Here is a 16075-nt window from a genome sequence, read left to right as displayed (position 1 = left end):
CCCGCCCTCGGACGATCACTCGGCGGCCGGAGCCTCGGCTGCGGGAGCCTCGGTCTCAGCCGCAGGCGCCTCGGCGGCGGGCGTCTCGGCAGCCTCCTCGGCGGCGGGAGCCTCGGCGCCCTCCTCGGCCTGCGCGCCCTGTTCGAGGAGCTCGCGCTCCCACTCGGCGAGGGGCTCGGCCTCGGCGTCGCTCTCGGGGTTGTGCTTCTGCTGGAGACCCTCGGCGGCGGCGTCGGCGATGATGCGCGTCAGCAGCGAGACGGAGCGGATCGCGTCATCGTTGCCGGGGATCGGGTAGGCGAGGTCGTCGGGGTCGACGTTCGTGTCGAGGATGCCGATGACCGGGATGCCCAGCTTCCGGGCCTCGTCGATCGCGAGGTGCTCGCGCTTGGCGTCGACGACCCAGAGGGCCGACGGCGTCTTCGTGAGGTTGCGGATGCCGCCGAGCGACTTGTGGAGCTTGTCGAGCTCGCGCTTCTTGAGGAGGAGCTCCTTCTTGGTGAAGCCCGTGCCGGCGGGGTCGTCGAAGTCGAGCTCCTCGAGCTCCTTCATGCGCGCGAGGCGCTTCGACACCGTCTGGAAGTTCGTGAGGAGGCCGCCGAGCCAGCGCTCGTTGACGTAGGGCTGACCCACGCGGGTGGCCTGCTCGGCGAGGACCTCCTGGGCCTGCTTCTTGGTGCCGACGAAGAGGATCGTGCCGCCGTGGGCGACGGTCTCCTTCACGAAGTCGTACGCGCGGTCGATGTACGCGAGCGACTGCTGGAGGTCGATGATGTGGATGCCGCTGCGCTCCGTGAGGATGAAGCGCTTGACCTTCGGGTTCCACCGACGGGTCTGGTGTCCGAAGTGCACGCCGCTGTCGAGCAGCTGGCGGATGGTGACGACGGCCATGTGCCGTTCTCCTTGCGTCTGGGCGCGGCGAGCCGCGCCTGTTCCGGTTGATATCGCCGACGACGTCGGCGAGCCTGGTGCCTCGGCGCGCTCCCGCCCTCCGCGAGGAGGGACCGTGGGAAGCGCTTCCGCGACCGCGAGGGCCGCGCGAGACACGCGAAGTCATCCCGTGCACACGGGATGCGACCTCCAGTGTAGCAGGAGGGATCCCCGTGCGCGCCCGCGCTCCGGGCGCCTCGACGTCGCCTCCCGGGGCGCCGATCCGGCCGCGTTCTCCCCATTCTGCGGGGTGCGGCGCGCGGGGATCAGCCCGCCCGGCCACGCTGGGGAGATGCCCGTTCTCCTCCGCCCCCTCACGATCGCCGTCGTCCTCCCCCTCGTCGCCCTCACAGGGCCGCCCGCGGTCGCGGCGCCCCCGACGGCGCATGCTTCCCCCGCGCAGGCCTCGGGCGCGAGGGGCGTCGACGGCGCGGTTCACGCAGCGACCGCGCCCTCCCCCGTGCGCGCGTCGGGCACGTGGGCGTGGCCGGGCGGAGAGGAGCGCATCGTGAGGGAGTTCGTCGCCCCGGAGCACGAATACGGTCCCGGGCATCGCGGGGTCGACCTGGCGGTCTCCGGCGACGAGATCGTCTCCCCCGACGCGGGCGTCGTCGCGTTCGTCGGCGTCGTCGCCGGCCGCCCCCTGATCACGATCGACCACGGCGGCGGCCTCGTCTCCACGCTGGAGCCCGTCGCGAGCGGCCTCTCCTCCGGCGACGCGGTCGCGCACGGTCAGGTCGTGGGCGCTCTCGCGGAGGGCGGGCACGCGCCGGCGGGAGCCGTGCACCTCGGAGCGCGGCGGGACGGACGCTACATCGATCCGTCGGCGCTGCTCGGCGCCGCCGAGCGGCCGGTGCTCCTGCCCTGCTGCGGCTGAGGGCCCGGACGGGTCAGGCGCGGGGGTGCGCCTGACGGTAGGCGGCGGCGAGCCGCTCGTTCGACACGTGGGTGTAGATCTGCGTCGTGCCGAGGCTCGCGTGCCCCAGCAGCTCCTGCACGGCGCGCAGGTCGGCCCCGCCGTCGAGCAGGTGCGTCGCGGCCGAGTGCCGCAGGGCGTGCGGCCCCACGGCGGAGCTGCCGACGAGGGGGCCGACGGCCCGGGCGACCAGGTCGTAGACGGAGCGCGGGCCGATGCGCCGCCCGCGGGCGCCGAGGAAGACCGCGGGAGTCGTCTCGTCGGTCCGCGCGGCGAGGGCGGGACGCCCCCGGGTCAGGTAGGCGGAGAGAGCGCGGACCGCGGGCCGCCCGAACGGCGCGGTGCGCTCGCGGGATCCCTTGCCGAGCACCCGCACGGTCGCCCGGTCGAGGTCGACGTCGTCGAGGTCGAGGCCGCAGAGCTCGGCGACGCGCACGCCGGAGCCGTAGAGGGTCTCCAGGATCGCGTGGTCGCGCAGCGCGACCGGATCGCCGTCGGCGGCCGCGCGCTCGGCGTCCGCGAGCACCCCGTCGAGCCCATCGGCGGTCGCGACGCGCGGGAGGGTGCGCCCGCGCTTGGGGGCGACGAGACGGAGGGAGGGATCGGCGTCGACGAGCCCGGCATCGAGCGCCCAGCGGAAGAGCCCCTTGGCCGACGAGGTGCGGCGGGCGATCGTGGATCGCGCGTCGCCGCGCTGCGTGGCCCGCCACAGCCAGTCGCGCAGCTGCTCGAGATCGATCAGGCCGATCTCGACGTCCCCCGTCGTCGCGGCGAGGTCGGCCAGGTCCGCGCGATAGGCGCGCGCCGTCGCGGGCGAGAGCCGGCGCACCTGCTCGAGATGCGCGACGAAGTCGGCCGTCGCCTGCGAGAGCATCATCCGCCCAGGATCGCGCGGGCGCGCCGCCGGAGGGGGACGCCGCGCCGCGGCCCTCAGGCTCCGAGCCAGCCGGCCCCGCTCTCCGCGGCCCTCCCCTCGAGCGCGAGGAGCCCGAGCGCCGCGGACACCTCGCGCGGAGCCATGCCGCTCCGGCGGGCGAGCTCGTCGATCGTGCGCGGCGTGCGGCGCGAGAGGGCGTCGGAGACGCGCACCGTCTCCGCGGCCTCGCGGCCGAGGGACGCGGGCGCCTCGGTGCGGCCGATGAGCTCACGCGCGTCGCCGTGCCCCGTGATGCAGACCGCGCCGTATTCGCGCAGCAGCCGGTGGCAGCCCGCGGAGGTCGAGCTCGTGACGGGGCCGGGCACGGCGCCGACCGGGCGACCGAGCGCCGAGGCATGCCCCGCCGTGTTGATCGACCCGCTGCGCGCGCCCGCCTCGACGACGATCGTCGCGTCGGTCATCGCCGCGATGAGCCGGTTGCGCGCGAGGAACCGCCACCGCGTCGGCGTCGTGCCCGGCGCGCACTCGGCGACGACCGCCCCCGACGAGGAGATCTGCGAGAGCAGATGCGCGTGTCCCGCGGGATACACGCGATCCGCGCCGCCGGCGACGAACGCGACGGTGCGCCCTCCCGCCCGCAGGGCGGCGCGGTGCGCCGCGCCGTCGATGCCGTAGGCGGCGCCCGAGACGATCGCGACGCCCTCCGCGGCGAGCGCGCCGGACAGCTCGGCGGCGATGTGCTCTCCGTACGGGGTCGCGGCGCGCGCCCCCACGATCGCGACCGAGGGCGCGGACGGCGACGCTCCGGGGTCTCCGAGCGCCCAGAGCGCCGCGGGAGCGTGAGGGCCGAGATCGTCGAGTCCCGACGGCCAGGCCTCGTCTCCCGGAGCGACCAGCGTCATCCCCCGCGAGCGGGCTCGCGCGACCGCGGCGCGCACGAGGTCGGGATCCCAGCGGGGCCTCCATCGCTCGGCGGCCTCGGGCACCGCGCCCCGACGCGCGCGGAGGAGGGCGCCCGCGGCGCCGTGCTGCGCGATGAGCTCCCCCGCCGTGCCGTCGCCCGGCTCGAGGAGCACCGACCACGCCGCGCGCGCCGCGCGATCCTCGGCGTCGTCGGCGCCGAGCCAGTCGGCGACCGCGTCGACGAGATCGGCGGAGAGCAGGTCGTGCTCGAACGCGCTCATGCCCGCACTCCCTTCTTCAGGAAGAGGGCGCGCCCGATGTCGACGGCGTTCGGCGCGTCGCGCCCCTCGAGATCGGCGATCGACCAGGCGACGCGGGTGATGCGGTCGTAGGCGCGCAGGGTGATGAGGCCGCGTTCCAGAGCCGCGTCGAGCGTGCCCCTGGCCGCTCCCTCCAGCGCGTGCGGGCCGTCGCGCAGCCACCTGCCGGAGACCTCGGCGTTGCGGCGCCAGGGCGTCTGCGCGAGTCGCCGAGCCGCCCGATCCCTCGCCTCCTCGACCCGCGTGCGCGCCTCCGCGGACGAGGGCGCGCGCCAGCCGTCGTCGAGCCGGACGACGCGCTCCATCCGCAGGTCGATGTCGACCCGGTCGAGGAGAGGCCCGGAGAGCCGCCCCTGATACCGGCGCACCTCGGTCGGCGAGCAGGTGCAGGCGCCGCCGGCCGCGCCGAACTCGCCGCAGGGGCACGGGTTCATGGCGAGCACGAGCTGGAATCGCGCGGGGAACCGGGCGGTGAACCCGGACCGGTGGATGTCGACGACGCCGTGCTCGATCGGCTGGCGGAGCGCGTCGAGCACCGAGCGCGGCGTCTCCGCCACCTCGTCGAGGAACAGCACTCCCCGGGAGGCGCGCGCGACCGCGCCGGGAGCGGCTCGCCTGGATCCTCCTCCGACGAGGGCCGCGAGGGTGGCCGAGTGGTGGGGCGCCTCGAACGGAGGGGTGCGAGACAGGGAGGAGATCCTCTGCCCGGACAGCGAGCGGATCGCGGCGACCTCGAGCGCCTCCTCGTCGTCGAGCTCGGGGAGGATGCCGGGCAGCCGACGGGCGAGCATCGTCTTCCCCGCGCCAGGAGGCCCCGACATGAGCACGTGGTGCCCGCCGGCCGCCGCGACGAGCAGGGCCTCGACCGCCTGGGGCTGCCCCACGACGTCCGCCAGGTCGGCCCGCTCCTCCGGAGACGCTGTCTCGTCGGCCGCCGGCTCCTCTCCCGCGCCCTCGATGATCGCGTCGTCGACCTCGGCACCGTGCAGGCGGGCGGCCTCCGCGAGGGTGCGCACGGAGAGCACCTCCGCGCCCCGGACGAGCTCGGCCTCCGCGCGGTTCGCCTCGGGGACGACGACCCGCGGCCGTCCGGCGCGGACGGCGGCCAGCACCGCCGGGAGGACGCCGGGGACGGAGCGCACGCGGCCGTCGAGCCCGAGCTCGCCGATGTGCGCGGTCCTGGCGAGCGAGTCGGGGTCGATCCGCCCGTCGGTCGCGAGGGCGACGAGGGCGATCGCGAGGTCGAACCCCGCGCCCTGCTTGGGCAGCCCCGCCGGAGAGAGGTTGACGGTGAGCCGCCGGTCGGGCAGCGGGAGCCCCGTGTTCTCGCTCGCGTTCATCACCCGCCGCGCCGCCTCGCCGAGCGCCTTGTCCGGCATCCCGATGATGCGGAAGTCCGGGCGATGCGAGGTGATGTCGGCCTCGACCTCGATGAGCGCGCCGCTCAGGCCTGTCAGGGCGACGGACCAGGTGCGCACGACGATCATCGCAGGCCCCTGACGTGCTCGAGATCGGCGGTCGCGGGGTCGCGCCCCGTGAGGGCGATCGCGTCGACGCGCAGCTCGCGGCCGACGCAGGCATCGGGGTGCTCGCGCGCCCAGGCGAAGGCGAGACGCCACAGGCGCCGCACCTTCCCGTCGTCGACGGCCTCGAGCGGGTGCCCGTACCGGCGGCTCGTGCGGGTCTTCACCTCGACGATCGCGATCGTGCCGTCGCGCGTCGCGACGATGTCGATCTCGCCGTCGGGGCAGCGCCAGTTGCGGTCGAGCACGCGGTACCCGGCGCGCTCCAGGTAGGACGCCGCGCGCGCCTCGCCCGCGCGGCCGAGGGAGTCGTTGTGGGTGCGGAGCATGCGCCCAGCATGAGCGAATCCCGGGGCGCGCGTTCCCGAGGATCCCCGGGATCATGCGGGTGGCGGGGATCGGCGGCGCGGATCCCCGGGTGTGACGCGGAGTGGCAGGGTCAGTCCTTGCCGAGCGCCAGGTCGTCGGGCAGCTCGAGATCCCGCGGGGAGAGCTCCTCGATGTTGACGTCCTTGAACGTCAGGACCCGCACGGAGGTGACGAAGCGGTCGGCGCGATAGATGTCCCACACCCACACGTCGCGCATCGTCAGCTCGAAGTAGAAGTCGTGCGGGGTGTCGTGCCGCACCACGTTGACCTCGTTCGCGAGGTAGAAGCGCCGCTCCGTCTCGATGACGTACTGGAACTGGCGGACGACGTCGCGGTACTCGCGGTAGAGCGCCAGCTCGAGCTCACGGTCGAAGTCGTCGAACATATCGTCGTCCATGGTTCCTCCATCCTACGATCCGACGGGGCGCCGTCCGAACAGCCCCGCGGCGGGCGCGATCGCCCATGAGGCGCGGTGGTGCGGGGTGAGCCCGTGCTCGGCGATCGCCTGGCGATGCGCGGCGCTCGCGTATCCCTTGTTCCGATCCCACCCGTACGGCGCGAACTGCTCGTGCAGGTCGACCATCACGGCGTCCCTCGCGACCTTCGCGGCGATCGACGCCGCCGAGATCGACGCCGCGTCCCGGTCGCCCTTGACGACGGGCCTCACATCGAGCGCGCCGAACTCGTCTCTGGCCGGGCGGGAGACGTAGTCGCGGTCTCCGTCGAGGAGGACGACGCCCGCCGGCACGTCGACTCCCGCCTCCGCGAGGCGCAGGAGAGCGCGCGTCCCGGCGAGGCCGAGCGCGCCGAGGATGCCGATCTCGTCGACCTCCCCCGGCGTCGCCCACCCGACGGAGCCGGCGCGCACCCAGTCGGCCGTCCGCTCGGCGAGGTCCGGGCGCCGCTTCTCGGAGACGAGCTTGGAGTCGCGCAGCCCCTCGGGCAGCGGGGTCGCCGCGACCCCCGCGTCCACCGCCGCCGCGCCGACCGCCACCGGCCCCGCGAGCGCGCCCCGGCCGACCTCGTCGAGTCCGATCACGAGCGGCGACGCGCCGAGCAGTCTGCTCTCGAGGTCGAGCGTGGGGACGGCGGGGCTCATTCGTCCCTCGCGGACGGCACGCCCACGAAGGCGTCGCGGCCGCCGTGGAACGGCCCGAAGCGGTCGAACGGCCAGGTGAGCAGGACGACGCGCCCCACGACGTTCTCGAGGGGCACGAAGCCCCCGCCGGGCTGCTGCGCGTGATAGCGGGAGTCCTGCGAGCGATTGCGGTTGTCGCCCATCACCCAGATGGCGTCCTCGGGCACCGTCACGTCGAAGTCGTCCGCCGACGCGAGCGAGCTGCCGTCGGGCAGACGCAGGTAGGACAGCTCGTCGACGCCGACGCCGTTCACCTCGACCTGTCCGACGGCGTTGCAGCACTCGACGTGGTCGCCCGGCAGCCCGATGATGCGCTTGACGAGGTGGTCGTCGCCGTCGGGCGCGAGGCCGACCGCGCGCAGCACCCAGTCGGCCCCGGCGGCGATCGGGTTCTCCGGGCCGCTCTGCGCCGACGAGGGAAGCCACCCGCCGGGGTCCTCGAAGACCACCACGTCGCCGCGGTCGTACTCGTTCCAGCGCACGGTGAGCTCGTCGACGAGGATCCGATCCCCCGTCATGAGCGTGTCCTCCATCGAGGCCGAGGGGATGTAGAACGACCGGACGACGAAGGTCTTGATGAGCACCGAGATGACGACGGCCACCACGACGATCACGACGATGTCGCGGAGGAACGAGGCGAAGCCCCTGCCCCGGGAGGGGCGGGGCTCGTCGGACGGGACGTGTTCGGCTGTCATCATCTTCCAGGATCCCACATGCGACTTCCGCCCCGCGACGCGGACGTCACGGGGCGGAAGTCGGGAGTCCGACTCGGGTCAGGCGTTGTCGCGCTTCTCGCGGATCTTCGCCTTCTTGCCGCGGAGCTCGCGCAGGTAGTAGAGCTTGGCGCGGCGCACGTCGCCGCGCGTCACGACCTCGATCTTGTCGATGATCGGCGAGTGCACGGGGAACGTGCGCTCGACGCCGATCTGGAAGCTCATCTTGCGGACGGTGAACGTCTCGCGCACGCCGTCGCCCTGGCGGCCGAGCACGACGCCCTGGAAGACCTGGACGCGCGAGCGGCTGCCCTCGACGATGTTGACGTGCACCTTGACGGTGTCGCCGGGGCCGAACTCGGGGATGTCGTTCCGCAGCGAGGCGGAGTCAACGGCATCGATGATGTTCATGGGATGTCACTTCCTGCGGGCGCCACGGGCCGCCTGCGTCGAGATGAGAAGGGTTCGCGTGTGCTCTGAGATCGCGGAGGGCGATCCTCGACTCCCCTGTGGCAGAGTCGAAGCCTGGCGCACCGACGGGCGCGCCGACCAAGGCACGAACGTCTATTCTGCCACATCTTCCGCCGCTCCCGCGACAGCGCTCCCCCAGCCGCCGTGCGGCCGCGTGCGGGAGAATGGACGGAAACGAGAGGACTCCCATGATCGAACTGCGCACACCGGCCGAGATCGATGCGATGCGACCGGCGGGCCGGTTCGTCGCCGAGACGCTCGCGACGCTCCGCGAGGAGACGAAGGTCGGCACCAACCTGCTCGCGATCGACCGCCGAGCCCACGATCTCATCCGGCGCGCGGGCGCCGAGTCGTGCTACCTCGACTACGCGCCGTCGTTCGGCTCCGGGCCCTTCGGCAAGGTGATCTGCACCTCGGTCAACGACGCGGTCCTCCACGGACGCCCCTACGACTACGCCCTGAAGGACGGCGACCTCGTGACGCTCGACTTCGCCGTCGCGGTCGACGGCTGGGTCGCCGACTCGGCCGTCTCCTTCGTCGTCGGAACGCCGCGCGACGAGGACCTCGCCCTCATCGACACGACCGAGCGCGCCCTCGCCGCGGGCATCGCCGCGGCGCAGCCGGGCGGCCGGGTCGGCGACATCTCGGCGGCGATCTCCGAGATCGCGCGCGCCGAGGGGCTCGAGATCAACACCGACTTCGGCGGACACGGGGTGGGCCGCACGATGCACGGCGACCCACACGTGCCGAACGACGGGCGCGCGGGGCGCGGATTCCCCCTCAAGCCGGGTCTCGTGATCGCCATCGAGCCCTGGTTCCTGCACACGACGAAGAAGCTCGTCACCGACGACCGCGACGGCTGGACGCTGCGCAGCGCCGACGGCTCGCGCGGCGCGCACAGCGAGCACACGATCGCGATCACGGAGGACGGGCCGATCATCCTCACGGATCGCTCGCACCTGGGCTGAGCGCCCGCCCCGCGATCAGCTCGTCGCGGGGATGAGCCGCACGGCCTCGGCCGGCACCCACACGTGCACGGGGTCGCCCCGCCGGATCCCCAGCGCGGCCAGCTGAGCGCTCGGGATGTCGACCGCGAGCTCGGGCTGGGCGACGTGCACGAGCGCGCCGCCCGGCGCCGGCTCGATGCGCTCGACGCGGGCCAGCCAGCGCCCCGGCTCCGGGTTCTGATCGATCTCGTCCGCGCCGCGCACGACGCGCAGGGCGCCCGTCCACGTCTCCTCCTCGGCGCGCGCGATCTGCGCGTCCGCGGGGCGGAAGACCGCGACGATCGGCTCGCCGTCGCGGGGAGCGGGCCCCGGCTCCGCCGAGTCGAGCCGGACCGGGACGCCGAAGGACTCGGCGACCCATCCGCCGCGATCCGCCGTGCCCCGCAGGCGGTTCAGCCCCGATGCGCGGGCGACGAACGGGGTCGCGGGACGGGCGAGGACGTGGCGCAGATCGCCCTTCTGCGAGATCCGGCCGTCCTCGACGACCACGACCCGGGACGCCACGGCCACGGCGTCGACCGCCTCGTGGACGGCCACGACGGCGGTCGCGTGCGTGCCCACGAGCATGTCGTGCAGCAGCGCGCGCACGTCGGCGGCCGGGCCGGGCTCGAGCCCCGCGACGGGGTCGTCGAGCAGCACGATCTGCGGGCGGGCGGCGAAGGCCCGCGCGAGAGCCGCCCGCAGGCGCTGCTCGTCGTCCAGGTCGCGCGGCCGGCGATCGCCGAGGCCCGGAAGCCCCACGCGCCACAGCCACTCGTCGGCGTCCTTCCGCGCCAGCGCACGGGAGACCCCGCGGGTGCGCATGCCGAACGCGACGTTCTCGCGCGCCGTGAGGTGCGGGAACAGACGGGGATCCGAGTCGACGAGGACCGTCCCCCTGCGCTTCGGCGCGACGCGGCGGCGGCGCGAGACGCGCTGCTCGCCGATGCGCAGCTCGCCGCCCGTCAGCGGCACCGAACCGGCGATCGCGCCGAGCAGCGTCGACAGGCCCGCCCCGCGCGGACCGAGGATCGCGAGGGTCTCGCCGCGCGCCACCTCGAGGGCGACGTCGACCTGCGCCCCGCTGCGCCGCGCCACGACGACCCGGCCCGACAGCACGGCGCCCTCCGGCGCGCGCTCCTGACGACGCCGCGCGCGGCGCGAGGCCGTCATCGGTCGCTCCCCGTCCGCCAGGCCCTGGCGCCGAGCACGGCGGCGAGGGCGACGAGCACGAAGACGCCCCCGAGCGCCACGGCGACGGCGGGGTCGCCGGCCGCGAGGGACGAGACGGCGAGGAGCGGAGCGGTCTGCTCGCCCGGCGCGATGAAGGCCGTCGCGGCGAACTCCCCGAACGCGCGGGCGAAGCACAGCAGGACGCCCGCGACGATCCCGCCGCGCGCGAGCGGCAGCGTGACCCGCCAGAGCGTCGCCCAGCGTCCCGCTCCGAGCTGGCCGGCGGCGCGCTCGAACGCCGGGCCGCCCGAGAGGGCCCGCTCGGCGACGAGGACGAGGAAGGGCAGGGCCACGACGCTCTGCGCGAGGACGACGCCGGCGGGCGCGAGCATCTGCTCGGGCAGGAACGCGCGCAGGGCTCCGGCGACGGGCCCGCCTCCGGACGCGGCGGACGCGATCCCCGCGCCCACGACGAAGGGCGGCACGACGAGCGGCAGCGCGGCGAGGACGCGCAGGAAGCCGGCGACGACGCGAGGGGAGCGCCCGATGACGACGGCGAGCGGCAGGCCGACGAGGAGGCACAGCGCGGTCGCGACGCCCGCGAAGGCGGCGGACGCGGCGAGGACCGCGAGCGTCTCGGGGGCGGCGAGCGCGCCGGGGAGCGCTCCCGGATCGGCGAGGAGGGCGATGAACGCGATCGGGGCGACGACGAGCAGCGCCGCCAGGACGGCGGGGACGGCCAGCGCCCCGGGGAATCCGACGCGCGCGGGCGCGTCCTGCGCGGTGCGTGTCATGCGTTCCTCCTCCCCCACGATCCTGCCCGATATCCCGCCCATGTGCCATCGAGCGCGCGGCGCGGCGTCACGCTCCGTCCGGCAGGAGGTCGGGACGGCGCTCCCGGGTGCGCTCGAGGGAGCGCTCGCGGCGCCACTCGGCGATCCGGCCGTGGTTGCCGCTCAGCAGCACGTCCGGCACGGCGCGCCCGCGCCATTCGGCGGGCTTCGTGTAGATCGGGTACTCGAGCAGCCCCTGCTCGTGCGACTCCTCGACGAGGCTCTCGGGGTTGCCCACGACGCCGGGCACGAGGCGGCCGACGGCCTCGATCATCGCCATCGCGGCGACCTCGCCGCCGTTGAGCACGTAGTCGCCGATGCTCGCGAGGCGCACGCGCCCGCTGTCCGCGTAGTGGTCGATGACGCGCTGATCGATGCCCTCGTACCGGCCGCAGGCGAACACGATGTGCTCTTCGCCGGCCAGCTCGCGGGCGACGGGCTGCGAGAACACCTCGCCCGAGGGGGTCGGCACCACGAGCAGCGCGCCCTCGGTGAGGATCTCGTCGAGCGCCTCGCCCCATGGCTCGGGCTTCATGACCATCCCCGCGCCGCCGCCGTAGGGGGTGTCGTCGACCGTGCGGTGGCGGTCGTGGGTCCAGTCGCGCAGATCGTGCACGCGGAGGTCGAGGAGCCCCCTGTCGCGCGCCTTCCCGATGAGCGACACGCCCAGCACGTCGAAGAACGTCGGGAAGATCGTGACGATGTCGATGCGCATCTTCCCATCCTAGTTCCGCCCGGTTCTCGCCCCGACGGGCGCCGCCCCGCCCGCGAGGAGCGGACGGGGCGGAGAGGAGAGCCGCGCGGTCAGCGCACGGCGCCCGCGCGACGCTTGTTGTAGATGTCGAACGCGACGGCGAGGAGGAGCACGAGGCCCTTCACGATCTGCTGGCTCGACTGCGGGACGCCCATGAGCTGCATGCCGTTGGTCATGACCGCCATCACGAGGCCGCCGACGAGCGCTCCGCCGACGCGGCCGACGCCGCCCATCGTGGAGGCGCCGCCGATGAAGCACGCCGCGATCACGTCGAGCTCGAACATGTTGCCCATGCCGGGCTGCGCGCCGTTCGACCGCGACGAGAACACCGCTGCGGCGATGCCGGTGAGCAGGCCCATGTTCACGAAGATCCAGAAGTTGACGCTGCGGACGTTCACGCCGGACAGGCGCGCGGCCGACAGGTTGCCGCCCACCGAGTACACGTGCCGGCCGAACACCGTGCGGTTCGTGACGACCTGGTAGACGAGGATCAGCACCGCGACGAGGATCAGCACGACGGGGAAGCCGCGGTTGTAGGCGAGCGCCCAGGCGAACGCCAGCAGCACGGCCGAGACGGCGACGAGCTTCAGCACGAACAGCGGCATCGACTCGACCGTCTGGTTGTAGCCCTGGCGCGCCCGGCGGGTGCGCCAGGAGCTGACGACGAGGCCGCCGACCGCGAGGACGCCGATGAGGAGCGTGAACACGTCGACCGTCTGCGGAACGGCCAGGAGCCCCTCCCCCTGGCTGATCGTGATCGATCCGAACAGCCCGTCGAGGAACCCGCTCGCGACCTCGCGGTACTGCGCGGGGAACGGCGACAGCGACACGTTGCCCAGCACGAGCCAGGTGAGCCCGCGGAAGAGGAGCATGCCGGCGAGCGTCACGATGAACGCCGGGATCCCGACGAACGCCACCCAGAAGCCCTGCCAGACGCCCACGACGATGCCCGTGACGATCGCCGCGATCACGCCCACCCACCAGGGCATCCCCATGCGGATCACGAGCACCGCGGAGACCGCTGACGCGAAGGCGAGGACGGAGCCGACCGACAGGTCGATGTGCCCGCCGACGATCACGAGGATCATGCCCAGAGCCATGATGAGGATGTGGGCGTTCTGCAGGATGATGTTCGTGACGTTCTCGGGGCTCAGCAGCGTGCCGCCCGTGAGGATCGTGAACAGCAGGATGATCGCGACGAAGGCGATGTAGATGCCGGAGGTGCGCAGGTTGTGCGTGAGCAGATCCCTGACCTCGGCGAAGATGTTGTTCCTCATGCCGCGGTCTCCTTCGGCGACGTGCGTTCCATGGTCATCAGAGCCATCAGCTTCTCCTGGGTGGCCTCGGCCGCGGGCATCTGCCCCGTGATGCGGCCGTAGGCGAGGGCGTAGACGCGGTCGGACAGCCCGAGCAGCTCGGGCAGCTCGCTCGAGATCACGATGACGGCCTTCCCCGCCGCGGCGAGGGCGCCGATCACCTCGTAGATCTCGTACTTCGCCCCGACGTCGATGCCGCGGGTGGGCTCGTCGAGGATGAGCACGTCGGGGTCGGTGTACAGCCACTTCGACAGCACGACCTTCTGCTGGTTGCCGCCGGAGAGGTTGCCGACGATCTGCGCGACCGTCGGCGACTTGATGTTGAGGTCTCGCCGGTACTGCTCCGCCACGCGGATCTCCTCGTTGCCGTCGACGAAGATCGACGCCGTCGAGAGCTTGCCGAGGGCGGACGACGAGATGTTCGTCTTGATGTCGGTGATGAGGTTGAGCCCGTACTGCTTGCGGTCCTCCGAGACGTACGCGATGCCGTTGGCGATCGCGTCGCGCACCGTGCGCGTCGAGATCTCCTTCCCGCGCAGCAGCACGCGACCCGACGCGTCGCGCCCGTAGCTGCGGCCGAAGACGCTCATCATGAACTCGGTGCGGCCGGCGCCCATGAGCCCCGCGATGCCGACGATCTCGCCCGCGCGGACGGAGATCGACGCGTCGTCGACGATGACCCGGCCCGCCTGGGTGGGGTGCATGACGCGCCACCCCTCGACCCGGAAGATCTCCTCGCCGACGTTCGGCGTGCGATCAGGGAAGCGGCTCTCGAGCGAGCGCCCGACCATCCCGCGGATGATGCGGTCCTGCGTCGCGTCGGGAGCGGACATGTCGAGCACCTCGACGGTCTCGCCGTCGCGGATGATGGTCGTCCGATCCGCGATGTCGACGATCTCCCCGAGCTTGTGGCTGATGATGATGCAGGTGATCCCCTGCTCGCGCAGGTCGCGGAGCAGGTTCAGCAGGTGCTCGGAGTCGGTGTCGTTGAGCGCCGCCGTCGGCTCGTCGAGGATGAGCAGCTTGACGTCCTTCGTGAGCGCCTTCGCGATCTCGATGAGCTGCTGCTTGCCGACGCCGAGCTGCCCCACCGGCGTCGTCGGGTTCTCGTCGAGGCCGACGCGGTGCATGAGCGTCATCGCGCGGGCGTTGGCCTCGTTCCAGTCGATGAGCCCCCGACGGGTGATCTCGTTGCCGAGGAAGATGTTCTCGGCGATCGACAGCGCCGGCACGAGCGCCAGCTCCTGGTGGATGATGACGATACCCGCGCGCTCCGAGTCCTTGATGGCGTCGAAGCGCTGCGTCTCGCCGTCGAAGACGATCTCGCCCTCGAACGAGCCGTGCGGGTAAACTCCGCTCAGCACCTTCATGAGGGTCGACTTGCCGGCTCCGTTCTCGCCGCAGATCGCGTGGATCTCGCCGCGGTCGACGCCGAGCGTCACGTTCTTGAGGACCTTGACGCCGGGGAAGTCCTTGGTGATGTTGCGCATCTCGAGGATCGCGTCAGACATCGGTGCTCCTGTCGTTGTGCATGACGGATGCGGGTCGTCCCGCGTGCTCGCCGCCCCGACGGTCGAGGGCGGCGAGCACGCGAGCGGGAGTCAGTCCGCGACGCCCGAGGAGACCTCGTCCTCGGTCCAGTAGTCGGAGTCGATGAGGAGCTCCTGGATGTTGTCCTGGACGACGATGTCGGACTCGAGCAGGTTCGACGGCACGACCTTGACGCCGTTGTCGTACGTCTCGGTGTCGTTCGCCTCGGGCTCCTCGCCCTCGGCGTACGACGTCGCCGCCTCGACGGCCTGCGCCGCGAGCTTGCGCGTGTCCTTGAAGATCGTGGCGTACTGCACGCCGTCGTTGATCATCTTGACGGAGGCGATCTCGGCGTCCTGGCCCGAGACGACCGGCAGCCCCTCCTCGATGGTCGAGCCGTAGCCGGCGTTCTCGAGGGCGGTGATGATGCCGCGCGAGATGCCGTCGAACGGCGACAGCACGCCGTCGAGGGGGCGGGATCCGCCGTCGTAGGTGCTCGTGATGAGGTCCTCCATGCGCTTCTGCGCCGTGGCCTGATCCCAGCGCAGCGTGGAGATCGTGTCGAAGTCGTCCTGACCCGATCCGATCGTCAGCCGCCCGTCCTCGAGGTAGGGCTCGAGCGTGTCCATCGCGCCCTGGTAGAAGAAGGTCGCGTTGTTGTCGTCGGGCGAGCCGGCGAACAGCTCGATGATCTTCTCGTCCGAGAGGTCCGTCTCCTCGTAGTTCTCGTCGAGGTACCCGAGCCCGCGCAGGAGCGACTGCGCCTGCTGCACGCCCACCGTGTAGTTGTCGAACGTGACGTAGAAGTCGACGGCCTCGGTGCCGTTGATGAGGCGGTCGTAGGCGATGACGGGGATGCCCTTGCTGCGCGCGTTCTCGAGCTGGGTCGCGAGAGCCGTGCCGTCGATGGAGGCGACGACGAGGATGTCCGCGCCGTTCGTGATCATCTGGTCGAGCTGCTGCTGCTGGCGCGGGATGTCGTCGTTGGCGAACTGCAGGTCGACCTCGTACCCGGCCTCCTCGAGCTGCGACTGCACGGCCTCGCCGTCGGCGATCCAGCGCTCCGAGGTCTCCGTGGGCATCGCGACGCCGACGGTGATGTCGCTCGCCTCCTGCGCGTCGCCGCCGTCGTCTCCGCCCGTCTCGGCGTCGTTCGAGCACGCGGCGAGACCGAGCGCCAGGGCGATCGCGCCGGATGTCGCGATCGTTCGCATCAGGGGTCGCTTCATGGGGTTACCTCTCTTCATCGAGAGCCGGAGAACACCGGCGTTCTTCGGCCATGTTAACGCTTCCATCGGCGAGATATCAACGATCTTGCGGCTG

General features: G+C 72.7%; 17 protein-coding genes. 2 read left to right on the top strand and 15 right to left on the bottom strand.

Annotated elements, in window-relative coordinates; all coding sequences use genetic code 11:
• Positions 1–15: 15 nt before the first annotated feature.
• Entirely contained in the window at positions 16–891 is an 876-nt protein-coding gene (rpsB, locus tag NHL53_RS02330) for a 30S ribosomal protein S2 (protein ID WP_433774758.1), read from the bottom strand.
• 331 nt (positions 892–1222) lie between these two features.
• Here rpsB and NHL53_RS02325 point away from each other — a divergent pair, with 331 nt between their 5' ends.
• A complete protein-coding gene (locus tag NHL53_RS02325) occupies positions 1223–1807 on the top strand; it encodes a peptidoglycan DD-metalloendopeptidase family protein (RefSeq protein WP_433774756.1) in 585 nt (194 codons plus the stop codon).
• 13 nt (positions 1808–1820) lie between these two features.
• Here the strand turns inward: NHL53_RS02325 and NHL53_RS02320 are convergent, their stop codons facing one another.
• The 8 genes from NHL53_RS02320 to rplS form a co-directional block, all read right to left on the bottom strand.
• Positions 1821–2723 carry a tyrosine recombinase XerC gene (locus NHL53_RS02320; protein WP_433774755.1) on the bottom strand — a complete coding sequence of 301 codons (903 nt, stop codon included), beginning with the start codon at positions 2721–2723 and terminating at the stop codon, positions 1821–1823.
• Between the two features lie 53 nt (positions 2724–2776).
• The gene (gene dprA / locus NHL53_RS02315) at positions 2777–3907 is read right to left on the bottom strand and encodes a DNA-processing protein DprA (RefSeq protein ID WP_433774753.1); all 1131 of its coding nucleotides are present in this window, start codon (positions 3905–3907) and stop codon (positions 2777–2779) included.
• Positions 3904–5433: a YifB family Mg chelatase-like AAA ATPase gene (locus tag NHL53_RS02310; protein WP_433774751.1), complete on the bottom strand. Its 1530-nt coding sequence runs from the start codon at positions 5431–5433 to the stop codon at positions 3904–3906. The genes dprA and NHL53_RS02310 overlap by 4 nt, the downstream gene beginning before the upstream one ends.
• Complete coding sequence (locus NHL53_RS02305; RefSeq protein WP_433774749.1) at positions 5430–5798, bottom strand: YraN family protein; 369 nt, start codon at positions 5796–5798, stop codon at positions 5430–5432. The genes NHL53_RS02310 and NHL53_RS02305 overlap by 4 nt, the downstream gene beginning before the upstream one ends.
• 110 nt (positions 5799–5908) lie before the next feature.
• Positions 5909–6235, bottom strand: a complete 327-nt coding sequence (locus NHL53_RS02300; protein WP_433774747.1) for a DUF2469 family protein — start codon at positions 6233–6235, stop codon at positions 5909–5911.
• Between the two features lie 12 nt (positions 6236–6247).
• Positions 6248–6937: a ribonuclease HII gene (locus NHL53_RS02295; RefSeq protein WP_433774745.1), complete on the bottom strand. Its 690-nt coding sequence runs from the start codon at positions 6935–6937 to the stop codon at positions 6248–6250.
• Positions 6934–7671: a signal peptidase I gene (lepB, locus tag NHL53_RS02290; protein ID WP_433774743.1), complete on the bottom strand. Its 738-nt coding sequence runs from the start codon at positions 7669–7671 to the stop codon at positions 6934–6936. The genes NHL53_RS02295 and lepB overlap by 4 nt, the downstream gene beginning before the upstream one ends.
• Positions 7672–7749: 78 nt before the next feature.
• Positions 7750–8100 carry a 50S ribosomal protein L19 gene (gene rplS / locus NHL53_RS02285; protein WP_433774741.1) on the bottom strand — a complete coding sequence of 117 codons (351 nt, stop codon included), beginning with the start codon at positions 8098–8100 and terminating at the stop codon, positions 7750–7752.
• A gap of 248 nt (positions 8101–8348) precedes the next feature.
• Between rplS and map the strand changes: the two genes are divergently transcribed.
• Complete coding sequence (map, locus tag NHL53_RS02280) at positions 8349–9128, top strand: type I methionyl aminopeptidase (RefSeq protein WP_433774739.1); 780 nt, start codon at positions 8349–8351, stop codon at positions 9126–9128.
• Between the two features lie 15 nt (positions 9129–9143).
• On the opposite strand, the gene NHL53_RS02275 is transcribed toward map, so the two are convergent.
• From NHL53_RS02275 to chvE, 6 genes are all read right to left on the bottom strand, one after another.
• Positions 9144–10319, bottom strand: a complete 1176-nt coding sequence (locus NHL53_RS02275; protein ID WP_433774737.1) for an ATP-binding cassette domain-containing protein — start codon at positions 10317–10319, stop codon at positions 9144–9146.
• Positions 10316–11113 carry a molybdate ABC transporter permease subunit gene (locus tag NHL53_RS02270; protein WP_433774735.1) on the bottom strand — a complete coding sequence of 266 codons (798 nt, stop codon included), beginning with the start codon at positions 11111–11113 and terminating at the stop codon, positions 10316–10318. The genes NHL53_RS02275 and NHL53_RS02270 overlap by 4 nt, the downstream gene beginning before the upstream one ends.
• A 67-nt stretch (positions 11114–11180) precedes the next feature.
• Positions 11181–11867, bottom strand: a complete 687-nt coding sequence (gene trmD, locus NHL53_RS02265) for a tRNA (guanosine(37)-N1)-methyltransferase TrmD (protein ID WP_433774733.1) — start codon at positions 11865–11867, stop codon at positions 11181–11183.
• Positions 11868–11956: 89 nt separating this feature from the next.
• Positions 11957–13183, bottom strand: a complete 1227-nt coding sequence (gene mmsB / locus NHL53_RS02260) for a multiple monosaccharide ABC transporter permease (protein ID WP_433774731.1) — start codon at positions 13181–13183, stop codon at positions 11957–11959.
• Positions 13180–14733, bottom strand: coding sequence for a multiple monosaccharide ABC transporter ATP-binding protein (gene mmsA / locus NHL53_RS02255; protein WP_433774729.1), 1554 nt, complete (start codon positions 14731–14733; stop codon positions 13180–13182). Before mmsA ends, mmsB begins: the two co-directional genes overlap by 4 nt.
• Before the next feature lie 90 nt (positions 14734–14823).
• A complete protein-coding gene (gene chvE / locus NHL53_RS02250) occupies positions 14824–15981 on the bottom strand; it encodes a multiple monosaccharide ABC transporter substrate-binding protein (RefSeq protein ID WP_433774727.1) in 1158 nt (385 codons plus the stop codon).
• Positions 15982–16075 lie beyond the last annotated feature (94 nt).

The sequence above is a fragment of the Microbacterium sp. gxy059 genome (genome assembly GCF_050958665.1).
GTDB lineage: Bacteria > Actinomycetota > Actinomycetes > Actinomycetales > Microbacteriaceae > Microbacterium.
This window is presented reverse-complemented; position numbering and strand designations above follow the sequence as displayed.